We start from the raw sequence: 19401 nt of genomic DNA, 5'->3' as shown, positions 1-19401 counted from the left end.
ACGCGATGTTAATTGATACAGGACAATCATGTCTCCCAAGCCCACACTGCGCCTGATACTCGGCGACCAGCTCAATGCGCAGCATCGCTGGTTCACCGAAGTCGATGCCGCCACCATCTATGTCCTGATGGAAGTGCGGCAAGAAACCGATTATGTGCTGCATCATGCGCAGAAAATCCTGGCGATCTTCGCGGCCATGCGTGATCTGGCGCGCCAGCTGCGCCAGCTTGGCCACAGCGTGCATTACATCGCCATCGACGAGGTGGCAAGCACGCGGACGATGCCGGAGAATATCGAAGCGCTGATTCGTCACTATGACGCTTGCGCCTTCGAGTATCAGGCACCCGACGAATGGCGCCTCGACCAGCAGCTGTACCAGGCGGGAAGGCGCTCGACCATCCCCTGGCTGATGGTCGACAGCGAGCATTTCTATACGGCACGCCATGAGGCTGCCGATATTTTCGCCGGACGCAAGCAATGGCTGATGGAGTTTTTCTACCGCCAGATGCGCAGCACGCAGCAGGTGCTGATGGAGGACGCGAAAAAACCCGTCGGCGGCCAATGGAACTTCGACCACGATAACCGCAAGCCATGGCGCGGCACGCCGGCCGAGCCGCAAGACTCGCGCACGCTGCACGATCATGGGCAATTATGGCAATCCATCGTTGCCGCAGGCGTGAAAAGCTTTGGCGCTCCTCACGCCGACCGGCTGGCGTGGGCGCTGAACCGGGATGAGGCGCTGCAGCAGCTCGATGCCTTCATCGAGCGGGCCTTGCCGCATTTTGGCGATTTCCAGGATGCGATGAGCAGCAAGGCATGGCGCTTGTTTCATTCCCTGCTGTCGTTCGCGCTGAACGTCAAAATGCTCAACCCGCGCGAAGTCGTCGCGAGGGCGCAGGCGGCTTATCACGCCGGCCATGCGCCCCTGGCTGCGGTGGAGGGATTCATCCGCCAGATACTGGGATGGCGCGAGTATGTGCGCGGTGTTTACTGGGCGCATATGCCCGGCTATGCGGAGAAGAACTTTTTTGGCCACGCGCGCCCGCTGCCTTCATGGTTCTGGGATGGCAAGACGAAGATGCATTGCCTGTCGCAGGCGATCACCCAGTCGCTGGAACAGGCGCATGCGCATCACATCCAGCGCCTGATGGTGATCGGCAATTTCGCGCTGTTGGCCGGCCTCGATCCGGCCAGGGTGCATGGCTGGTACCTGGGCATTTATATCGATGCTTTCGAATGGGTGGAGTTGCCCAATACCGTCGGCATGAGCCAGTTCGCCGATGGCGGGCTGCTGGCCACCAAGCCGTATGTCTCCAGCGCCGCGTATATCGACCGCATGGGCGATTATTGCAAAGGCTGCCATTACGATAAAAAGGCGCGCGTCGGCGAGCGCGCCTGTCCCTTCAATGCCTTGTACTGGGACTTTTTCCATCGCAATGCCGACACCCTGGAACGCAATCCCCGCATCGGCATGGCGTATCGCCAGTTGGAGAAGATGGACGCGGCGACGATCGCGGCCTTCCGGCAGCAGGCGGCCACGATGCTGACGAGGCTCGATTCCCTGTAAGCCTGCTGGTGCACGGGCAGCCCAACGGTAGCCTGCGCTATTTCCCTAGGGGAATTCCACAGGGTGTGAAGTTGCCGTACGGACGCTTGCCATCGACCGACGGCGTGGGCAAGTAGATTATATGATGGGAACAGCCCCCGAATTGCAGAGTGACGTCTGCAGTTTGGCTACCATCTGGGCTGGCGTGACCAACGTAGCACTTTAGCAAGTCTGATTTTCACCGTATGCTCCCCTTCCGTTTCATGCTCCAGCCACAGGACACCGTCTTCCACGCTGACCCAGGCATCAACTATGCGCGTGTCGAACGGCATCGCCGTGTCTTTTATATCAATCTTCATTCGCCCCGAATTGACATCGAGCGACCTTAATACCCGCGTCGTTCGCTGCGTGAACTCGATGACGTATGAAGTTCTTGTATCTTTAATCATCAAAAATGCTCATTCAGGTGCGTAAGTTTTTTAGATATTACTATATAAAAATTTTTTGCTGCACACGAAAACGAGCACATCAATAAATGCCTGCTTGCAAAAATTTCCAAAATGAAAAATTATTTATGCAATATAAATTAAAATTTCTTTATAAATAGGTATTTTTGCAATGAGAAAAAATAATTTCCAATTTTAATTATTTTCGTCGGAAAGTATTTATTTAATTAATTTTTCGATGGTACTCTGTCATGTTTTTGACATTGATATAAATCAAGATTATTGGTGTATTGATTTTAGGATAAATTCTTACTGCTAGGATACAAGCTCATCTTTGGTGTCGATGACCGATTCATGCTTGAAAATAATGAAAATTTCATAAGGGAAAGCATTTGTGTCGGTGACCCATCGGCATTTCATACGCTCTATGTCAAATATAGTGTTCATATGAGAAGTTTGGTAAGTCATCATGTTCATCATAAGCAAGATATCGATGATATGGTTCAGATTATCTTTCTCAATGCATTTCAATGGTTTAAAGAATGTCGTAGCTACTCGACGTTATATGCATGGTTGTATTCAATAGCCATGAATAGTATCGAACACTATTATCGTAATGAATTAAAAATTGAATCAAGTACATTGTGCTCATTCGACGGTGTGAATGATGTTGTTGATGCATTAAATATTTCTAATGAAAATAGTCCAGAGGGAATATGTAGTGCAATGGAAGCTGGGCTGGAGATTGTTCGATTGATCGCCAACTTGCCGCCTCTGTTGAAAGAAGCATTATTGCTACGTGAGAATGATGGTATGAGCTACGGGGAGATTGCAATGAAGATGGGCTGTCCTATGGGAACAGTGCGAAGCCGTATTCACAGGGTCAGGGCAGAGATACGCAAGAGGCTGGAAAAGGATGATTGAATGTAGCCCCGCATAATTGCGGTACCCCAGGCGCAAGCGGTGATTATTTGTCGCTACTTAACATAAATTTACATGCTAAATAAAAATTACATCAGTGGCCTGGCGCAAGAGGAGCTTGATCGTCGAAGACGAATCGATGCATTGACCGCACAAAAAATAGACGTTGCGATTATTTTCCAGGAAATGCTTGGCACTGCAGTGGCAGCAAAATACTTGCGAACAAATGGCGTACCGCTATCTGTCGCATTGCGTGTGTTGACATATGCTCATAGAAAAGACCCATCGCCACCAAAAATGATTGGATTCGAGGATGGGCCTGCCAATCGCTTCCAGTCCAAGCAGACCGTGACAAGGGGGGAATCAGATTGAGCAGGCTTGAAAACAAGCTGCCATGCGCATAAATGCGAGGGCAATTGTCACGCTTCGGAACCGCGTCGGACGGCGATGCGGGCTGCTCATCCGCCGGAATAGTATTTGGTCGGGGAGTGCCGTACGTAATCGACAGGAAGCCGGCTACGCTTCAGACCGTATTGCGTCGCAAGCCCGCTTCCCGCACGAACACTTGCAGCGCAGGCATGGTCTGCTGGTGCAGCGCTTTCATTTCCGTTCTCAGTGCGGGCGTAATGGCCAGGCTGCCGTCCGCTTGCTTGCGGACGGGCAAGCCCAGCGCCTGTGCCATTTCAACCGGGTAATTCGTGAAGTCGCCATACGGGCGCTTGCCGTCAACGGACGGGGTGGGCCAGTAGCCTTCGGTCAGGTAGTCTTCCGCGCCCATGCCCAGCATTTCCAGCGTCATCCACGACTGTTGCCGCAGCAGCGTCAGATGCCGGGCGGTCAAGGTAAACGGCGCCTTGCCATTGGCATAGCTGCCCGGTTTCAGGTCGGCCATCTGCACGAAGTGGGGCAGCAGCAGCGACGCTTCCATCAGGCGCTGCGCGGCCAGCGCCGCATCTTTGCTGGCGATGGCTTGCATGGCCAGTGCCAGGGTATCGCCTTTGCCCAGCGGGTAGGCCGGATTGAGCATGGGCGCGCCGCTTTCCACGGGCGACCAGCCGATGTTGAAGCGCCGTATCAGCGCCAGGTGCTGCACATTGAGTACTTTCGGTAGCGGAGCGTCGAGGCTGGCCAGGATGCGCTGATGCACGGCGCGGGGCAGGCCGTCATCGGCCGCGTGCGCGAGCACGGGCGAGCACAGCAGGGCGCCGGCGAGGCGCAGCAGCTGGCGCCGCATGGGCTGGATCAGGCGCGCCATCACGGTGCCGTCAAGTCCTGGCGCTGGAATTCGATGCGGTTTTCCCGGTAGTCCCACTTGGTGTAGGGCCCGAACACGCGCCGGTTTTCCTTGCTGTCGGCATTCGATTGTTCGCGCTTCATGCGCCGCACCAGGGCGGTATCGACCAGCGGCGCGGTCGTCGTGCCGAACACTTCGTGGCGCACGCTCTGCCTGGCGTCGGCGCCGCGCGAAATGATGGTGAGCTTGCGCGTGGCGGGATCGAAGTACAGGCGCATGGCAAACGTGTTCATGTCTTGCAGATACAGGCCATCATCGCGCCACTGGGCATAGAAATAGTCGCCACAGACGGCTTTCGGCTCGCGTTTCCACTCGCAGGCGAGCAGGATCAGCAGGTGATGCTCATCGAGCTGCTTGATCGACACGCGGGCCTTGGAATAGCCCCAGTTGCTGGGCGGCACGGTCGTCGACGAGAGCAGATTGTACTCGCCCACGAGCTTGGGCATGGGCGCTTGCGCGGCGGCGCCGGTGCAAACGGTGAAGGCGGCAGCCGCAAGGGCGCCGTGTATGCGGGAGAATGGTGTCATGATGGCCATAGTTGCCATATTATAAGTGGCAACTTTCTTTGGGGAACGCGCGATTGAACGCGGCCGTGCGGTTACTTCAGCTTGCTCAACTCGGCCACGTCGATCTTGACGGTCTTGTCGCCCACGGCGGCCACCAGCGCCTTGAAGTGGGGCGTTGCGTAATGCGCCGTCAGCGCGTCCTGGTCGGTCCATTCTTCCAGCATGATGAAGCGCGTGGGGATCTTGTTGTCGAGGTGTAACTCGTAGCGCAGGCAGGCGCTTTCCGCGCGGCTGGGCGTTACGACGGCTTCCAGGGCGGCGCGCACGGCGCCGATATGGTCAGTTTGGGCATCGATGGTGGCGACGACGATCAGGGTCATGGTGGTCCTTGTAAAGTGGTGGGGCCGGTGCAGCTTAAACTAGTTTGGTCATTCTTGCCGGCCATGCCCGGTCAGGCAGCGCCGAGCTGTATCACGGCCAGCATGTCATTGCCATCGGCATCCAGGCCTTTTTCCACGAAACCCATGCTGGCATAGAACTGTTTCGCGTTGGCATTGCTGGGCTTGTAGCAAATTTCGACGCTGCGCGCGTCCGGGCGGGCGCGGATTTCCGCCAGCGCCAGAGCGAGGGCGGCGCGGCCATGGCCTTGCCCCTGGCGCCGGTGATCGATCATGAAGCGCCAGATCTGGTAGTAGCCGGGTGGATCTTCGTCGTCGGGCGAGACGAACATCAGGAAACCGATCACTTCCTCGTCGTCATACACGGCGCGCGTATGCATGGTGGCGGGATGGAAACTCGCTTGCGCCATGGAATAGTCGTTGCTGGCCAGGTAGTCGCGCTGCTGGGGCAGCAGGGGCAATTCGCTGATGAGGTCAAAATTGTCGACGGTGACGGGGCGCAGGCTGATGGACATAATTGAAGGCAATGAAAAGGCTGGGTCTGCCAGTATGCGGAAAACTTACTCAAAAGGCAATGCCGTTCCATCACCCGCCCCAAACAGCTGCGCCATGGTCTGGCGCAGCCAGCGGTTCGATGCATCTTCATGGTAGCGCTCGTGCCAGTGCTGCTTGACTGAAAAGCTGGGCAGCGCCACAGGCAGGGGCAGGATGTGGAACGCTTCGTGGTCGCGCATTTGCAACGCGTAGCGGTACGGTACCGTGACGATGTACTCGGTTTCGGCGACGATGCGCGATACGCCCAGGAAGCTGGGCAGTTTCAGCACGATGCGCCGCTGCACGCCGGCCGCCGCCAGTACCTTTTCCACGATGGAGTGGCCGGTGCCCGAGCTTTTCACCTCGATATGCCCCTCCGCCAGGAATTCTGCCACAGTAATCGTGTCGCGGATGCGCGGGTGGCTGCTGGCCACCAGGCAGACAAAATGCTGGTCGAACAGTTTCTGCTGATAAAACCCCGATTCCAGGTGCGGCATGAAGCCCACGGCCAGGTCCACTTCGCCTCCTTCCAGGCGCGCCGGCGTGTCGGTGGCGATCTTCGACACGTCCAGCGTGATGCGGGGGCCGATCTGCTGCAAATGGTTGAGCAGCGTGGGCAGCAGCACGATTTCACTGATGTCCGTCATGCAGATGGCAAATTCGCGCGTGCTGGCGGCCGGGTCGAACACGGGCTGGTCGGCCAGCGCATGCTGCCAGGCGGCGATCGCGGCGCGCACGTCCTGTACCGCGTTCTGCGCGCGCGGCGTCGGCTCCATGCCTTTCGAGGTGCGCGCGAACAGGCGGTCGCCGAAATGCGTGCGCAATTTCCCCAGGCCGATGCTCACCGTCGATTGCGGCAAGCCCAGGTTTTCCGCCGCGCGCGTCACATTGCGGCTTTTATAGATCTCGTCAAAGATGAACAGCAGTTCGATATCGAAGCGCGACATAAGAGGATTCCACCATTATTTAAAAATGTGATTGTTGTTATTGTATTCCATCGCTTTACCAAATATTGACCTGTCGGCACACTGCTTGCCATACCAAGAGCACGGCAAACGTGCATCGCGCAAGCACACAGATCAATTGGAGGAAAGAAATGGAAGCTACCCACAAACCGTCCGTGCTGATCGTCGGCGGCGGTATCGGCGGCATGGCCGCCGCCCTGTCCCTGTCGCGCCTGGGGCTGGCCGTCACCGTGCTGGAACAGGCCTCGACCTTGGGCGAGATCGGCGCCGGCATTCAGCTGGCGCCCAACGCCTTCGCCGCGCTCGATGCCTTGGGCGTGGGCGAACGCACGCGTGCCAAGGCTGTCTTCACGGAGCGCCTGGTGATGATGGACGCCGTCGACGCGACCGAGGTAGGCACTTTCGTCGTCGATGCGGCCTTTCGCCAGCGCTTCAGCAATCCCTACGCCGTGATCCACCGCGCCGACATCCATGGCGCCATCCTCGACGCGGTGCGCACTTCGCCACTGATTACCTTTGTGACGTCCTCGCAGGTGACGGACGTCGTGGAAGATGCGGACGGCGTCACCGTGGTCGATGCGGCAGGACGCAGCTTCCGCGCCGAGGTGCTGATCGGCTGCGATGGCGTCAAGTCCGTCATCCGCGAGCGCATCGTGGGCGACAAGGTCCGCGTTTCCGGCCACGTGGTGTACCGCGCCGTGGTGCCGGCCGCCGACATGCCGGCCGACTTGCGCTGGAACGCGCCCGTCGTCTGGGCCGGCCCGAACTGCCACCTCGTGCACTACCCGCTGCGCAATGGCGAGCAATACAACCTGGTGGTGACTTTCCACAGCCGCGAGCAGGAAGCGTGGAGCGTCACGGACGGCAGCAAGGAAGAAGTGGTGTCCTACTTCGACGGCGTGCATGCGCAGCCGCGCCAGCTGCTGCACAAGCCGACCAGCTGGAAACGCTGGAGCACGGCCGACCGCGACCCCGTCGCCAACTGGAGCACGAAGCGCATGACCCTGCTGGGCGACTCGGCTCACCCGATGCTGCAATACCTGGCGCAGGGCGCCTGCATGGCGCTGGAAGACGCCGTCACCCTGGGCGAAGCCGTGCGCGCCTGCGACTTCGACATGGCCGCCGCCTTCCAGCTGTATCAAACCTCGCGCATCGCCCGCACGGCCCGCGTGGTGCTGTCGGCGCGCGAAATGGGCCGGCTGTATCACGCCAAAGGCGTCGAACGCCTGGTGCGCAATGACTTGTGGCGCGGCCGCACGCCCGCGCAATTCTATGAAGCGCTGGCCTGGCTGTATGGCTGGACGGCGCACACCTGTCTGGCCACCACCGAGAAGGACGCAGCATGACTTCCCATCAAACGCCCGAACGCGAGGCATTATATGCAGCCCTGAGCGGCATGCATCTGTCGCCGCTGTGGCAATCCCTGCACACGCTGGTGCCGCCCCATCCGACGGCGCCGTATGCCGCCGCCCTGTGGCGCTATGCCGACATCGCGCCGCAGATGGCGCGCGCCGGCGAAGTGATCACCGCCCACGAAGCCGTGCGCCGCGTGCTGGTGCTGGAAAACCCGGCCTTGCCGGGCCGTTCATCGATTACGCAATCGCTGTACGCGGGCCTGCAGCTGATCTTGCCCGGCGAAGTGGCGCCCTCGCACCGCCACAGCCAGTCGGCGCTGCGTTTCGTGATCGAAGGGCAGGGCGCCTACACGACAGTGGCGGGCGAGCGCACCACCATGCATCCGGGCGACTTCATCATCACCCCGTCGTGGACCTGGCATGACCATGGCAACCTGGGCGTCGATGGCGTCTGCGAGCCGGTCGTCTGGCTCGATGGCCTCGACATTCCCATGCTGCGCTATTTCGATTCCGGTTTCGCGGAAAACGACACGCAGGACAGCCAGGCGGTCAGCCGCCCGGAAGGCCAGAGCTTCGCCCGCTACGGCTACAACATGGCACCCGTCAAGTCGCTGCACCAGGGCGCCACTTCGCCCGTCTTCAACTACCCGTATGCCCGTTCGCGCGAAGCGCTGGATCTGCTGTCGCGCACCGACGCCATCGACGCCTGGCACGGCTACAAGCTGTGCTACACGAATCCGCTGACGGGCGGCTCGCCCATGCCCACCATGGCCACCTTCATGCAGCTGCTGCCCAAAGGTTTCAAGGGCAAGCGCGCGCGCAGCACCGACGGCACCGTCTACAGCGTCGTCGAAGGCCACGGCAAGGTGACGATCAACGCGCAGGTGTTTGACTTCGCCCCGCGCGACACCTTCGTCGTGCCGTCGTGGGCCAGCGTGGCCTTCGACTGCCCGCAGGACGATGTCGTGCTGTTCAGTTTTTCCGACCGCCCCGTGCAGCTTGCCATGGGCGTGCTGCGCGAGCAGTTTTTGACCGATTGATTTTTCAAACAGGATTTCACCATGACCAACTTCATTTTTGAACCCCAAGCCATCGCCGGCCTGCCCATCGTTGGCGCCGACAGCCAGTTTCCCGTGCGCCGCATCTACTGCGTGGGCCGCAACTACGCCGCCCATGCGCGCGAAATGGGGTTTGATCCCGACCGCGAACCGCCATTCTTCTTTTGCAAGCCGAATGACGACCAATCCGTCGTGCCCGTGTCGCCCGCCGTGACGGCCACCGTGCCGTATCCGGCGCAGACATCGAACTACCACCATGAAATCGAGCTGGTGGTCGCCATCGGCAAGGGTGGCAAGGACATCGCCCTGGCGGACGCGGCGTCGCACATCTTCGGCTACGGCGTGGGCCTGGACATGACGCGGCGCGACCTGCAGATGCGCATGCGCGAACAGGGCCGTCCGTGGGAGATCGGCAAGGCTTTCGACTATTCGGCCCCCATCGGCGCGCTCACGCCCATCGCGGTATCCGGCGAGATCAGCACGGGCGCCATCGTGCTGGAAGTGGATGGAAAAATCGTGCAGACGAGCGACCTGACGCACCTGATCTGGTCCGTCAATGAAGTCATCGCCAATCTGTCCACGCTGTTCGAGCTGCAGCCGGGCGACATCATCATGACGGGCACGCCCGAAGGCGTGGGCGCCGTCACCCGCGGGCAAACCATGGTGGCGCGCATCGCCGGGCTGACACCGATCACCGTCGCCGTGCAGTAAACACCATCGGGCCAGCGCGGCACAGATCGCGCAGCCCAAGCGAACAATAACAATGGAGACAAGACAATGACTACCCACGCCGGCACCGACGTCCAGCACTTCCTCGACAGCCACCCGTTTTCCCGCTACCAGAAGCTGATCCTCTGGCTATGCTTTCTGATCGTCGCCATCGACGGCTTCGACACGGCCTCGATCGGCTTCATCGCGCCCGCCATCCGCGCCGAATGGGGCTTGACGCCCGCCGCGCTGGCGCCCCTGTTCGGCGCCGGCCTGTTTGGCCTGATGGCCGGCTCGTTTTTGTTCGGCCCCCTGGCGGACCGCTACGGCCGGCGTCCCGTGCTGATCGTCTCCGTGGCGTTTTTTGGCGCGGCCAGCCTGCTGTCGGCCTGGTCGACGGATCTGACGATGCTGCTGGTGCTGCGCTTTTTGACGGGGCTGGGCCTGGGTGGCGCCATGCCGACGTCGGTGACCATGACGTCCGAATACTGCCCGCAACAGCGCCGTTCCGGCCTGGTGACCATGATGTTCTGCGGCTTTACCATCGGTTCCGCGCTGGGCGGTCTGGCCTCGGCGCAGCTGCTGCACCTGATCGGCTGGCGCGGCGTGCTGATGCTCGGTGGCGCCTTGCCGCTGCTGCTGGTGCCCGTGCTGCTGCTGGCGCTGCCTGAATCACTGCGCTGGCTGGTGCTGAAAGGCCGCGATGGCAGCCAGGTGCTGAACATCGTGCGCCGCATCGCACCCACCGTGGCTGCCTTGCCGCGCCTGGTCGTCAGCGATAAAAAACTCGCCGGCTCGCCCATGGCCGAATTGTTCCGTCCCGGCGTGATTGGCGGCACCTTGCTGCTATGGTCCACGTTTTTCATGAGTTTATTGATCATCTATCTGCTATCGAGCTGGATGCCGACGCTGTTGAATGGCAATGGCCTGTCCCTGTCGAACGCCTCGCTGGTGACGATGATGTTCCAGGTGGGCGGCACCGTCGGCGCCATCATGCTGGGGCGCTGGATGGATCGCTACAGCCCGCACAAAGTGCTGAGCATCGCCTACCTGGCCGCCGCCGGCTGCATCGTCGTCGTGGCGCTGTCGGGCAGCAGCCTGGCCCTGCTGGTGCTGGCCGTGTTTGGCGTGGGCTTCGGCGTGAGCGGCTCGCAAGTGGGCGCCAATGCGCTGGCCGCCGCCTTTTACCCCACGTCGAGCCGCGCCACGGGTGTCAGCTGGGCCGCTGCCGTGGGCCGCAGCGGTTCCGTGCTCGGTTCCATGGCCGGCGGCCTGATGCTGACCCTGAAACTCGATAACGAAACCATCTTCTTCCTGCTGGCCATTCCGGCCGTGCTGGCGTCCCTGGCCTTGCTGGCCATGGGGCGTTTGATGCGCACCCGGACTGCCGTCGGCGCCGTTCCCGCTACCCTGAAAGAGAGCACCGTATGAAATTGCATGGCTATTACCGCAGCTCCGCATCCTACCGCGTGCGCATCGCGCTGAACCTGAAACAGCTGCACGCCGACACTGCCTATGTGCATCTGAGCCGCAATGGCGGCGAGCAGTTCACGCCGGCGTTTTCCAGCCTGAACCCGCAGCACCTGCTGCCCGTGCTGGAGGACGGCGGCGCCGTGCTGACGCAATCCTTGGCCATCATCGAGTACCTGGACGAGACGCAAACAGGGCAAAAACTGCTGCCGGCCGACGCCCTGGGCCGCGCCCGCGTGCGCCAGCTGGCCATGGTCTGCGCCTGCGACATCCATCCGCTGAACAACCTGCGCGTCCTCAATTACCTGACGGGGCCTTTGGCCCTGTCGCAGGAGCAGAAGAACGCCTGGTACCAGCACTGGACGCATCTGGGCCTGGCCGCGCTGGAAGCGCAGCTGGCAAATAGTCCCCACACGGGCCGGTTCTGCCATGGCGACACGCCGACCCTGGCCGACTGCTGCCTGGTGCCGCAGGTGTACAACGCGCGGCGCTTCCAGTGCGACCTGGCGCCGTATCCCACGATCCTGCGCATCGTCGCGCACTGCGAGGCGCTGCCGGCGTTCCAGCACGCGCACCCGGATGCACAGCCAGACGCAGAATAAAAACCACAATAGACGGAGACAAGCATGAGAAAAATCAACGCCACACGCAAGCTGACTGCGCTGGCGCTGCTGGGCGCGTGCGCCTGCGGCGTGACCACAGGCGCTTACGCGCAAAGCGGCGTCACCCTGTACGGAGTGCTCGACAGCTCGGTGGCTTACACAAGCAATGCCAATGCGGCCGGCGACAGCGTCACCAAGATGCCCACCTTGACCGGTTCATTGCCGTCGCGCTTAGGTTTCAGGGGCGTGGAAGACCTGGGCGGCGGCCTGCAAGCGATCTTCGCGCTGGAATCGGGCTTCGGCGTCGATACGGGCATCGCGGGGCAGGGCGGGAGACTGTTCGGCCGCCAGTCCTACGTGGGCTTGAAGGGACGCTATGGCAGCGTGATGCTGGGGCGGCAGATGAACATGTCGTTCTGGGCCACGCAAAAGTCCGACATCATGGGCCCGGCCCTGTTTTCCATCAGCAGCCTCGATCTGTACCTGCCGAATGCGCGCAGCGACAACGCGATCGGCTACCTGGGCACGTTTTCCAACGTGACGGTGGGCGCCACCTACAGCCTGGGGCGCGATGCCTCGGCGGCGGGTGGGCCGGCGGCCACGGGCTGCGCGGGCGAAGTGGCGGGCAATGCGAAGGCTTGCCGCCAGATCACCGCCTTGCTCGGCTACGACACGGGCCGCTATGGTGCCACGGCGTCGTACGACATCCTGTACGGCAACGCGGGCGCGGCCAACGGCCTGACGTCGAGCCGCAATTTCGACCGCCGCGTGATCGCCAGCGCCTATGCCATGGTTGATAAGCTGAAAATCGGCGGCGGCATCATCGACCGCACGATCCGCGCCGCCACGGGGCCCGTTGATTCGCAGCTGCTGTATGTGGGCGCGGCCTGGCCGGTCGCTCCCGCGCTGGTCCTCGATGGACAGCTCGCCAGGCTGGCCGTGAAGGACAGCCCGAACGATGCCACCCTGGCCACCGCGCGCCTGACGTATCACCTGTCCAAGCGCACGGCCATCTACGGCGCCATCGGCCGCATGGATAACGATGGCGCGGCCGCCGTGGCGCTGGACGCGGGCGGCACCGTGGGCGCGGGGCGCACGCAAAATGGCGTGATGGCCGGCGTGCGCCACTTTTTCTGAGCGCTGTCCCAGCTTTACCGCGCAGCAAGGGCCGCAGGCGCAGGCGCCTGCCAGCCGCCGCCCAGCGCCTTGTAGGTGGCGACCGCCGCGCGTGCGGCCGCCGTTTGCGCCTGCGCGCGCGCATCCTCGGCCCGCAACAGCTGGGCGTCGGCCTGCAGCACATCGTGGCGGCCGATCACGCCCTTGTGGAAGGCCGCCAGCGCAGCGGCGCGCGCGCGCTCCAGCGATTCGACGCTTTGCGCCTGCAGGCCTGCCTGCTGTTCGTATCCGAGCAGTGCCGAACAGGCATTCTCCACGTCTTCCGTGGCATGCAGCACGGCCAGCCGGTAGGCCGCCAGCAACTCGGCTTCCTGGCCCCGGGCGGCGTCGATCTGTGCCGCGATGCGGCCGAAATCGAACAGGCGCCAGCGCATGCCGAGTACGCCCGCGGCCTGGCCGGAGCCGCTGGCAAACAGGGAGCCGCCGGCGGTGCTGCTGCCGAGCAGGGCGCCCAGGCTCAGTTTGGGATAATACTCGGCCACTTGCGCGCCGGTGCGCGCGCTCGCCGCGGCCAGGCGCCGCTCGGCCACGATCAGGTCGGGCCGGCGCCGCAGCAGGTCGCCTGGCGTACCGCCGGCCGTGATGCGTGGCGCGACCGCGATGATGGCGCTGGCGGGCAGTTCCTGGCCATGGGTGCCGGGCGCCGCGCCCAGCATCACGTCGAGCGCATGCAGTGCCACGTCGCGCGCCGTTTCCAGGCCAGGCATGGCCGCGCGCGCCTGCGCCAGTGCCGCCTCGGCCTGCCGCAGCGCCGGCTCGTTCACCAGCCCCTTGCCATACAACAGCGCCGCGATGTCCAGTGCCGCCGCCTGGGTGTCGACCTGCCTGCGTGCCAGATCGTGCCGCGTTTGCAGGCCCTGGATGGTCAGGTACAAGTCGGCCGTCTGCGCCGCCACGGCCAGCCGCGCCGCAGCCCATCCCGCTGCCGTCGCTTCGTAGTCGGCGCGCGCCGCTTCGCGTTCGCGGCGCAGGCCGCCGAACAGGTCGAGTTCCCACGACGCTTCCAGGTTGACTTCGTGCGCGCTGCCGGCGCGCGTGAATCCGGGCGCGGCATTGAGCACCTTGCCCAGCGGCGTTTGCACCGATTGATAGGCGCGCGCGGTCTGGCCATCGAGATTGGCGGAAGGCAGCAAGGCGGCGTCGGCCGCGCCCAGCGCTGCGCGCGCCTGCCGCACCCTGGCCGCCGCCTGCGCCAGGTCGAGGTTTTGCGCTAGCGCCAGCGTCACCAGGCGGGTCAGGTGCGGATCGCCAAACGCCGTCCACCACTGCTGCAGTTCGGCTGCATCGGCGTCCTGGCGCAAGCCGACTGCCGACTGGTGCAGATACTGCGCCGCTTGCGGCAGTGCGGGCCGCTGGTAATCGGCACCGGCGGTGCAGCCGGCGGCCAGGCTGGCGGCAAGCAGCATGAGGGGGAGGCGCAGAAGGGGCGGGATGGGCATGGGGATCGTCCTGTTCGTCAAAAAGGGAATATTTGTGACTATAATACATTTTGGTCACTGATTGTGCATTTTGGCGTGGCGCGTTAAGCTGTTGCCATGAACCACACCACACTGCATCCAACAATGCCGTCGCCCGCGCGCGGCCCGGCCGGCCACGACGTGCGCGAGCAGATCGTCGTCGCCGCCACCGAATATTTCAGCCTGTATGGCTACGAAAAGACCACCGTGTCCGACCTGGCCAAGGCCATCGGCTTTTCCAAGGCGTATATCTACAAGTTCTTCGAGTCCAAGCAAGCCATCGGCGAGCATATCTGCGGCAACTGCCTGCGCCAGATCGAAACCGAGGTCAGGGCGGCGGTGGATGCCGCTGCCCAGCCGCCAGAGAAGCTGCGGCGCATGTTCAAGGCCAGCGTCGAGGCCAGCCTGCGGCTGTTCTTCCAGGACCGCAAGCTGTACGACATCGCCGCGTCGGCCGCCACCGGGCGCTGGCCGACGGTGCAGGCCTATGAGCTGGCCATGGGTGCCTTGCTGCAGGATATCTTGCAGCAGGGCCGCAAGACCGGCGACTTCGAGCGCAAGACGCCGCTCGACGAAACAGCCAGCGCGATCTACCTGGTGATGCGCCCCTACATCAATCCATTGCTGCTGCAGCACAGCCTGGAGACGAGCGAGACGGCGCCGGCACAATTGTCCAGCCTGGTGTTGCGCAGCTTGTCACCCTAGTCACAACGCCGGTTTGTGACTGTTGACTTATTTGGTCACTAGTACCAAAATGAGAACCCTGTTCAATTCGTTCATGGGATTCTTATGCGCTGGCGCCGTCTTGCCTCATCTGCTGTCATCTCCGCCTTGCCCCTGGCCTTGTCCCTGGGCCTGACCGCCTGCGGCGAGAAGGCGCAAGCCGATCCGCGTACCGCCATACCGCTGGTGCGCGCCGCAACGGTGCAGGGTGCCGAGTCGGGTGCGCGTACCTTTACCGGCGTCGTCGCGCCACGCGTGCAAAGCGAACTGGGTTTTCGGGTCGCTGGCAAGGTGCAAGAGCGCCTGGTTGATGCCGGCCAGGCCGTGCGGCGGGGCCAGGCCTTGATGCGCCTGGATGCGCAGGACTTGCAACTGCTGGCCCAGGCGCGCCAGGACGCGGTCACGGCCGAGCGCGCCCGCGCGCGCCAGACGGCCGACGAGGAGGCGCGTTATCGCGACTTGCGCGGCACCGGCGCCATCTCGGCATCAGCCTACGACCAGGTCAGGGCGCTGGCCGACGCCGCTGCGGCCCAGCTCAAGGCAGCCGAAGCCCAGGCCGACGTGGCACGCAATGCCCTGCGCTACGCCGTGCTGGTGGCCGATGCCGATGGGATCGTGACGGAGACGCTGGCCGAACCGGGCCAGGTGCTCGCTGCCGGCCAGCTGGCGGTGCGCCTGGCCCATGACGGGCGGCGCGAAGCGGCGATCCAGCTGCCGGAAACCTTGCGCCCGGCGCTTGGTTCGACCGCCCAGGCCACGCTATTTGGCAGGCCGGGCGCCAGCGTGCCGGCCACGCTGCGGCAGCTGTCGCAGAACGCGGACCGGCAAACGCGCACCTTCGAGGCGCGCTATGTGCTCGATGCAGCGCTGTCGGGCGCGCCACTGGGCGCCACCGTCACGGTGCGCATTGCCGGTAGCGCCGATGCCGGCGATGCCGTACGGGTACCGCTCGCGGCTCTGCACGACGGAGGCAAGGGGCCGGGCGTGTGGCTGATCCAGGGCGAGCCGGCGCGGCTGGCCTGGCGGCCCGTCAAGGTGCGCCGCCTGCACGATGATGGCGCCGACGTCAGCGGCCAGCTCAAAAGCGGCGAACGCATCGTCGCGCTGGGCGCCCACCTGCTGCGCGACGGCGAGCAGGTCGCACTTGAGCAAGCGGGCGCGGGAGCGCGGCCATGAGCGGCGGCTTCAACCTGTCGGCGCTGGCCGTGCGCGAGCGTTCCGTCACGCTGTTCCTGATCTGCCTGATATCGCTGGCCGGCCTGTTGTCCTTCTTCAAGCTGGGACGGGCGGAAGACCCGGCCTTCACGGTCAAGGTGATGACCATCGTCACCGCCTGGCCAGGCGCCAGCGCGCGCGAAATGCAGGACCAGGTGGCCGAAAAGATCGAAAAGCGCCTGCAGGAGTTGCGCTGGTACGAGCGCGCCGAAACCTATACCACGCCCGGCCTGGCGTTCACTACCCTGACCCTGCTCGACAGCACGCCGCCCGACCAGGTGCAGGCCGAGTTTTACCAGGCGCGCAAGAAGGCTGGCGACGAGGCGGCCAACCTGCCGTCCGGCGTCATCGGCCCCATGATCAACGACGAATACGCGGACGTCACCTTTGCCCTGTTTGCGCTCAAGGCGCGGGGCGAGCCGCAGCGCCTGCTGGTGCGCGAGGCTGAAACCTTGCGCCAGCGCCTGCTGCACGTGCCGGGCGTGAAGAAGGTCAATATCATCGGCGAGCAGGCCGAACGCATCTATGTCGAGTTTTCCCAGGAGCGCCTGGCCACCCTGGGCATCAGGGCGCAGGACGTGTTTGCGGCGTTGCACGGCCAGAATGCACTCACGCCAGCCGGTTCGGTCCAGACGCGGGGGCCGCAGGTGTTCATCCGTCTCGACGGCGCGCTCGACGCGCTGCAAAAGATCCGCGACACGCCGGTGGTGGCGCAGGGCCGCACGCTGGCCCTGTCCGATATCGCCACCGTGCGTCGCGGCCACGAGGACCCGGCCAGCTTCATGGTGCGCAATGGCGGAGAGCCGGCGCTGTTGCTGGGTGTGGTCATGCGCGATGGCTGGAATGGCCTGGACCTGGGCAAGGCGCTGGAGCAGGAAGTGACGGCCATCGGCAGTGAAATGCCGCTGGGTATGAGCCTGGCCAAGGTCACCGACCAGGCTGTCAATATCGGCGCGGCCGTGGATGAATTCATGCTCAAGTTCCTCGCCGCGCTGCTGGTGGTGATGCTGGTGTGTTTTGTCAGCATGGGCTGGCGCGTCGGCATCGTCGTTGCCGCCGCCGTGCCGCTGACCCTTGCCGTCGTGTTCATCGTGATGGCCGCGACAGGCAAGAATTTCGACCGCATCACCCTCGGTTCCCTGATCCTGGGACTGGGCCTGCTGGTGGACGACGCCATCATCGCCATCGAGATGATGGTGGTCAAGATGGAAGAGGGCTACAGCCGCATTGCCGCTTCCGCCTATGCCTGGAGCCATACGGCCGCGCCCATGCTGGCGGGCACCCTGGTCACGGCCGTCGGCTTCATGCCCAACGGCTTTGCCCGCTCCAGCGCCGGCGAGTACACCAGCAATATGTTCTGGATCGTCGGCATCGCCCTGATCGCCTCATGGGTGGTGGCCGTGGTGTTTACGCCTTACCTGGGCGTGAAGCTCCTGCCCGAGCTGAAAAAGGTCGCCGGCGGCCATGATGCGTTGTACGACACGCCGCGCTACCACCGCTTTCGCCGCCTGCTGGGACGCGTGATCGCCAGTAAATGGCTGGTGTTCGCCACCGTGATCGGCCTGTTCGTGCTGGCCGTGCTGGGCATGGCCGTCGTCAAGAAACAGTTTTTCCCCATCTCCGACCGTCCTGAAGTGCTGATCGAAGTGCAACTGCCTTACGGCAGCGCGATCGGGCAGACCAGCGGCGCGGCGGCGAAAGTGGAAGCCTGGCTGGCGCGCCAGCCCGAGGCGAAGATCGTCACTGCCTATGTTGGCCAGGGCGCACCGCGCTTTTACCTGGCGATGGGGCCGGAATTGCCCGATCCTTCGTTTGCCAAGATCGTCGTGCGCACCGACAGCCAGCAAGCGCGGGACATCCTCAAGCAGCGTTTGCGCGTGGCCATTGCCGCCGGCCTGGCGCCGGAGGCGCGCGTGCGGGTCACGCAACTGGTGTTCGGCCCGTATTCGCCGTTTCCCGTCGCCTACCGCGTCAGCGGCCCGGACCCCGAGGTGCTGCGCACCATCGCCGGCCAGGTGCAGCGCGTGATGCAGGCCAGTCCCATGATGCGCACCGTCAATACCGACTGGGGCACGCGTACCCCCACCCTGCATTTCAGCCTGCAGCAGGACCGTTTGCAAGCCATGGGGCTGAGCTCAGGCGCCGTGGCGCAGCAGCTGCAGTTCCTGCTCAGCGGCGTACCCGTCACCGCCGTGCGTGAAGATATCCGCACGGTGCAGGTGGTGGCGCGCGCGGCCGGCGACATGCGCCTGGACCCGGCCCATATCGCCGACCTGACCCTGGCTGGCGCCAACGGCGAGCGCATCGCGCTGTCGCAGGTGGGCACGGTCGAGGTACGCTGGGAAGAGCCGGTGCTGCGCCGGAGAGATCGCCAGCCGACGATCACCGTGCGCGGCGACATCGCCGACGGCATGCAGCCGCCCGACGTGTCGGGCGCCATCACGGCGCAGCTGCGCTCCATCATCGATACACTGCCAGGCGGCTACCGCATCGAGCAGGCCGGCTCGATCGAGGAATCGGCGAAGGCGACGCGGGCCATGCTGCCCCTGTTCCCCATCATGCTGGCGTTGACCCTGCTGATGATCATTCTGCAGGTGCGCTCGATGTCGGCCATGGTCATGGTCTTCCTGACCAGTCCACTGGGCTTGATCGGCGTCGTGCCCACCCTGATCCTGTTCCAGCAGCCGTTCGGCATCAATGCGCTGGTCGGCCTGATCGCACTGTCGGGCATTTTGATGCGCAACACGCTGATCCTGATCGGCCAGATCCACCATAACGAGGCGGCCGGGCTGGCGCCTTTCGATGCCGTCGTCGAAGCGACCGTGCAGCGCGCCAGGCCGGTGATCCTTACCGCCCTGGCGGCCATCCTGGCCTTCATTCCGCTGACCCATTCGGTCTTCTGGGGCACGCTGGCCTACACCCTGATCGGCGGCACGTTTGCCGGCACGGTGCTGACCTTGGTGTTTCTGCCGGCGATGTATGCGATCTGGTTCAGAATACGGCCGCAGGCTGTATAGCTTGAAAAGC

At 63.3% G+C, this 19401-nt stretch carries 19 protein-coding genes; 12 read left to right on the top strand and 7 right to left on the bottom strand.

From position 1 onward, the window contains the following. Positions 1 to 28: 28 nt before the first annotated feature. Positions 29 to 1567, top strand: a complete 1539-nt coding sequence (locus tag FJQ89_RS06330; RefSeq protein WP_141169514.1) for a cryptochrome/photolyase family protein — start codon at positions 29 to 31, stop codon at positions 1565 to 1567. 167 nt (positions 1568 to 1734) lie between these two features. Here FJQ89_RS06330 and FJQ89_RS06325 read toward each other — a convergent pair whose 3' ends face one another. Further along, positions 1735 to 1995 (bottom strand): hypothetical protein, encoded by a 261-nt coding sequence (locus FJQ89_RS06325; protein ID WP_141169513.1) that lies wholly within the window; start codon positions 1993 to 1995, stop codon positions 1735 to 1737. A gap of 351 nt (positions 1996 to 2346) precedes the next feature. On the opposite strand from FJQ89_RS06325, the gene FJQ89_RS06320 reads away from it, so the two are divergent. Both FJQ89_RS06320 and FJQ89_RS06315 read left to right on the top strand, forming a co-directional pair. Next, positions 2347 to 2916: a sigma-70 family RNA polymerase sigma factor gene (locus FJQ89_RS06320; RefSeq protein ID WP_141169512.1), complete on the top strand. Its 570-nt coding sequence runs from the start codon at positions 2347 to 2349 to the stop codon at positions 2914 to 2916. Between the two features lie 72 nt (positions 2917 to 2988). Next, positions 2989 to 3285, top strand: a complete 297-nt coding sequence (locus FJQ89_RS06315) for a hypothetical protein (protein ID WP_141169511.1) — start codon at positions 2989 to 2991, stop codon at positions 3283 to 3285. Positions 3286 to 3436: 151 nt separating this feature from the next. On the opposite strand, the gene FJQ89_RS06310 is transcribed toward FJQ89_RS06315, so the two are convergent. The 5 genes from FJQ89_RS06310 to FJQ89_RS06290 all read right to left on the bottom strand — a co-directional run bounded on the left by FJQ89_RS06310 (position 3437) and on the right by FJQ89_RS06290 (position 6592). Then, positions 3437 to 4168 carry a hypothetical protein gene (locus tag FJQ89_RS06310; RefSeq protein WP_141169510.1) on the bottom strand — a complete coding sequence of 244 codons (732 nt, stop codon included), beginning with the start codon at positions 4166 to 4168 and terminating at the stop codon, positions 3437 to 3439. Then, complete coding sequence (locus tag FJQ89_RS06305) at positions 4168 to 4734, bottom strand: hypothetical protein (RefSeq protein WP_141169509.1); 567 nt, start codon at positions 4732 to 4734, stop codon at positions 4168 to 4170. The genes FJQ89_RS06310 and FJQ89_RS06305 overlap by 1 nt, the downstream gene beginning before the upstream one ends. Before the next feature lie 71 nt (positions 4735 to 4805). Next, the gene (locus FJQ89_RS06300; RefSeq protein ID WP_141169508.1) at positions 4806 to 5093 is read right to left on the bottom strand and encodes a putative quinol monooxygenase; all 288 of its coding nucleotides are present in this window, start codon (positions 5091 to 5093) and stop codon (positions 4806 to 4808) included. Between the two features lie 71 nt (positions 5094 to 5164). Continuing rightward, the gene (locus FJQ89_RS06295; protein WP_141169507.1) at positions 5165 to 5626 is read right to left on the bottom strand and encodes a GNAT family N-acetyltransferase; all 462 of its coding nucleotides are present in this window, start codon (positions 5624 to 5626) and stop codon (positions 5165 to 5167) included. Between the two features lie 45 nt (positions 5627 to 5671). After that, entirely contained in the window at positions 5672 to 6592 is a 921-nt protein-coding gene (locus FJQ89_RS06290; RefSeq protein WP_141169506.1) for a LysR family transcriptional regulator, read from the bottom strand. A gap of 149 nt (positions 6593 to 6741) precedes the next feature. Between FJQ89_RS06290 and FJQ89_RS06285 the strand changes: the two genes are divergently transcribed. From FJQ89_RS06285 to FJQ89_RS06260, 6 genes are all read left to right on the top strand, one after another. Beyond that, on the top strand, positions 6742 to 7956 hold the full coding sequence (locus FJQ89_RS06285; protein WP_141169505.1) for a 3-hydroxybenzoate 6-monooxygenase: 1215 nt from the start codon (positions 6742 to 6744) through the stop codon (positions 7954 to 7956). Beyond that, positions 7953 to 9005, top strand: a complete 1053-nt coding sequence (gene gtdA, locus FJQ89_RS06280; protein WP_141169504.1) for a gentisate 1,2-dioxygenase — start codon at positions 7953 to 7955, stop codon at positions 9003 to 9005. The genes FJQ89_RS06285 and gtdA overlap by 4 nt, the downstream gene beginning before the upstream one ends. 21 nt (positions 9006 to 9026) lie before the next feature. Beyond that, positions 9027 to 9734 carry a fumarylacetoacetate hydrolase family protein gene (locus tag FJQ89_RS06275; protein ID WP_141169503.1) on the top strand — a complete coding sequence of 236 codons (708 nt, stop codon included), beginning with the start codon at positions 9027 to 9029 and terminating at the stop codon, positions 9732 to 9734. Between the two features lie 66 nt (positions 9735 to 9800). Then, positions 9801 to 11162, top strand: coding sequence for an MFS transporter (locus FJQ89_RS06270; RefSeq protein ID WP_141169502.1), 1362 nt, complete (start codon positions 9801 to 9803; stop codon positions 11160 to 11162). After that, entirely contained in the window at positions 11159 to 11803 is a 645-nt protein-coding gene (maiA, locus tag FJQ89_RS06265; protein ID WP_141169501.1) for a maleylacetoacetate isomerase, read from the top strand. Before FJQ89_RS06270 ends, maiA begins: the two co-directional genes overlap by 4 nt. Before the next feature lie 24 nt (positions 11804 to 11827). Continuing rightward, a complete protein-coding gene (locus tag FJQ89_RS06260; protein ID WP_141169500.1) occupies positions 11828 to 12940 on the top strand; it encodes a porin in 1113 nt (370 codons plus the stop codon). A 14-nt stretch (positions 12941 to 12954) separates the two neighbouring features. Here the strand turns inward: FJQ89_RS06260 and FJQ89_RS06255 are convergent, their stop codons facing one another. Beyond that, positions 12955 to 14418: an efflux transporter outer membrane subunit gene (locus FJQ89_RS06255; RefSeq protein WP_168208378.1), complete on the bottom strand. Its 1464-nt coding sequence runs from the start codon at positions 14416 to 14418 to the stop codon at positions 12955 to 12957. Positions 14419 to 14514: 96 nt separating this feature from the next. Here FJQ89_RS06255 and FJQ89_RS06250 point away from each other — a divergent pair, with 96 nt between their 5' ends. The 3 genes from FJQ89_RS06250 (at position 14515) to FJQ89_RS06240 (ending at position 19391) form a co-directional block, all read left to right on the top strand. Next, positions 14515 to 15141 (top strand): TetR/AcrR family transcriptional regulator, encoded by a 627-nt coding sequence (locus FJQ89_RS06250; RefSeq protein ID WP_071077079.1) that lies wholly within the window; start codon positions 14515 to 14517, stop codon positions 15139 to 15141. An 84-nt stretch (positions 15142 to 15225) separates the two neighbouring features. Next, on the top strand, positions 15226 to 16335 hold the full coding sequence (locus FJQ89_RS06245; RefSeq protein ID WP_141169499.1) for an efflux RND transporter periplasmic adaptor subunit: 1110 nt from the start codon (positions 15226 to 15228) through the stop codon (positions 16333 to 16335). Next, the gene (locus tag FJQ89_RS06240; RefSeq protein WP_141169498.1) at positions 16332 to 19391 is read left to right on the top strand and encodes an efflux RND transporter permease subunit; all 3060 of its coding nucleotides are present in this window, start codon (positions 16332 to 16334) and stop codon (positions 19389 to 19391) included. Before FJQ89_RS06245 ends, FJQ89_RS06240 begins: the two co-directional genes overlap by 4 nt. The last annotated feature ends 10 nt before the right edge of the window (positions 19392 to 19401 follow it).

It is taken from the genome of Janthinobacterium tructae (assembly GCF_006517255.1).
In the GTDB taxonomy this organism is placed as follows: Bacteria; Pseudomonadota; Gammaproteobacteria; order Burkholderiales; family Burkholderiaceae_D; genus Janthinobacterium; species Janthinobacterium tructae.
This window is presented reverse-complemented; position numbering and strand designations above follow the sequence as displayed.

Bases quoted from the DNA above. Each gene is read 5' to 3' on its own strand.
- FJQ89_RS06330 (WP_141169514.1), top strand. From the start codon at position 29: ATGTCTCCCAAGCCCACACTGCGCCTGATACTCGGCGACCAGCTCAAT.
- FJQ89_RS06325 (WP_141169513.1), bottom strand. From the start codon at position 1,995: ATGATTAAAGATACAAGAACTTCATACGTCATCGAGTTCACGCAGCGA.
- FJQ89_RS06320 (WP_141169512.1), top strand. From the start codon at position 2,347: ATGCTTGAAAATAATGAAAATTTCATAAGGGAAAGCATTTGTGTCGGT.
- FJQ89_RS06315 (WP_141169511.1), top strand. From the start codon at position 2,989: ATGCTAAATAAAAATTACATCAGTGGCCTGGCGCAAGAGGAGCTTGAT.
- FJQ89_RS06310 (WP_141169510.1), bottom strand. From the start codon at position 4,168: ATGGCGCGCCTGATCCAGCCCATGCGGCGCCAGCTGCTGCGCCTCGCC.
- FJQ89_RS06305 (WP_141169509.1), bottom strand. From the start codon at position 4,734: ATGACACCATTCTCCCGCATACACGGCGCCCTTGCGGCTGCCGCCTTC.
- FJQ89_RS06300 (WP_141169508.1), bottom strand. From the start codon at position 5,093: ATGACCCTGATCGTCGTCGCCACCATCGATGCCCAAACTGACCATATC.
- FJQ89_RS06295 (WP_141169507.1), bottom strand. From the start codon at position 5,626: ATGTCCATCAGCCTGCGCCCCGTCACCGTCGACAATTTTGACCTCATC.
- FJQ89_RS06290 (WP_141169506.1), bottom strand. From the start codon at position 6,592: ATGTCGCGCTTCGATATCGAACTGCTGTTCATCTTTGACGAGATCTAT.
- FJQ89_RS06285 (WP_141169505.1), top strand. From the start codon at position 6,742: ATGGAAGCTACCCACAAACCGTCCGTGCTGATCGTCGGCGGCGGTATC.
- gtdA (WP_141169504.1), top strand. From the start codon at position 7,953: ATGACTTCCCATCAAACGCCCGAACGCGAGGCATTATATGCAGCCCTG.
- FJQ89_RS06275 (WP_141169503.1), top strand. From the start codon at position 9,027: ATGACCAACTTCATTTTTGAACCCCAAGCCATCGCCGGCCTGCCCATC.
- FJQ89_RS06270 (WP_141169502.1), top strand. From the start codon at position 9,801: ATGACTACCCACGCCGGCACCGACGTCCAGCACTTCCTCGACAGCCAC.
- maiA (WP_141169501.1), top strand. From the start codon at position 11,159: ATGAAATTGCATGGCTATTACCGCAGCTCCGCATCCTACCGCGTGCGC.
- FJQ89_RS06260 (WP_141169500.1), top strand. From the start codon at position 11,828: ATGAGAAAAATCAACGCCACACGCAAGCTGACTGCGCTGGCGCTGCTG.
- FJQ89_RS06255 (WP_168208378.1), bottom strand. From the start codon at position 14,418: ATGCCCATCCCGCCCCTTCTGCGCCTCCCCCTCATGCTGCTTGCCGCC.
- FJQ89_RS06250 (WP_071077079.1), top strand. From the start codon at position 14,515: ATGAACCACACCACACTGCATCCAACAATGCCGTCGCCCGCGCGCGGC.
- FJQ89_RS06245 (WP_141169499.1), top strand. From the start codon at position 15,226: ATGCGCTGGCGCCGTCTTGCCTCATCTGCTGTCATCTCCGCCTTGCCC.
- FJQ89_RS06240 (WP_141169498.1), top strand. From the start codon at position 16,332: ATGAGCGGCGGCTTCAACCTGTCGGCGCTGGCCGTGCGCGAGCGTTCC.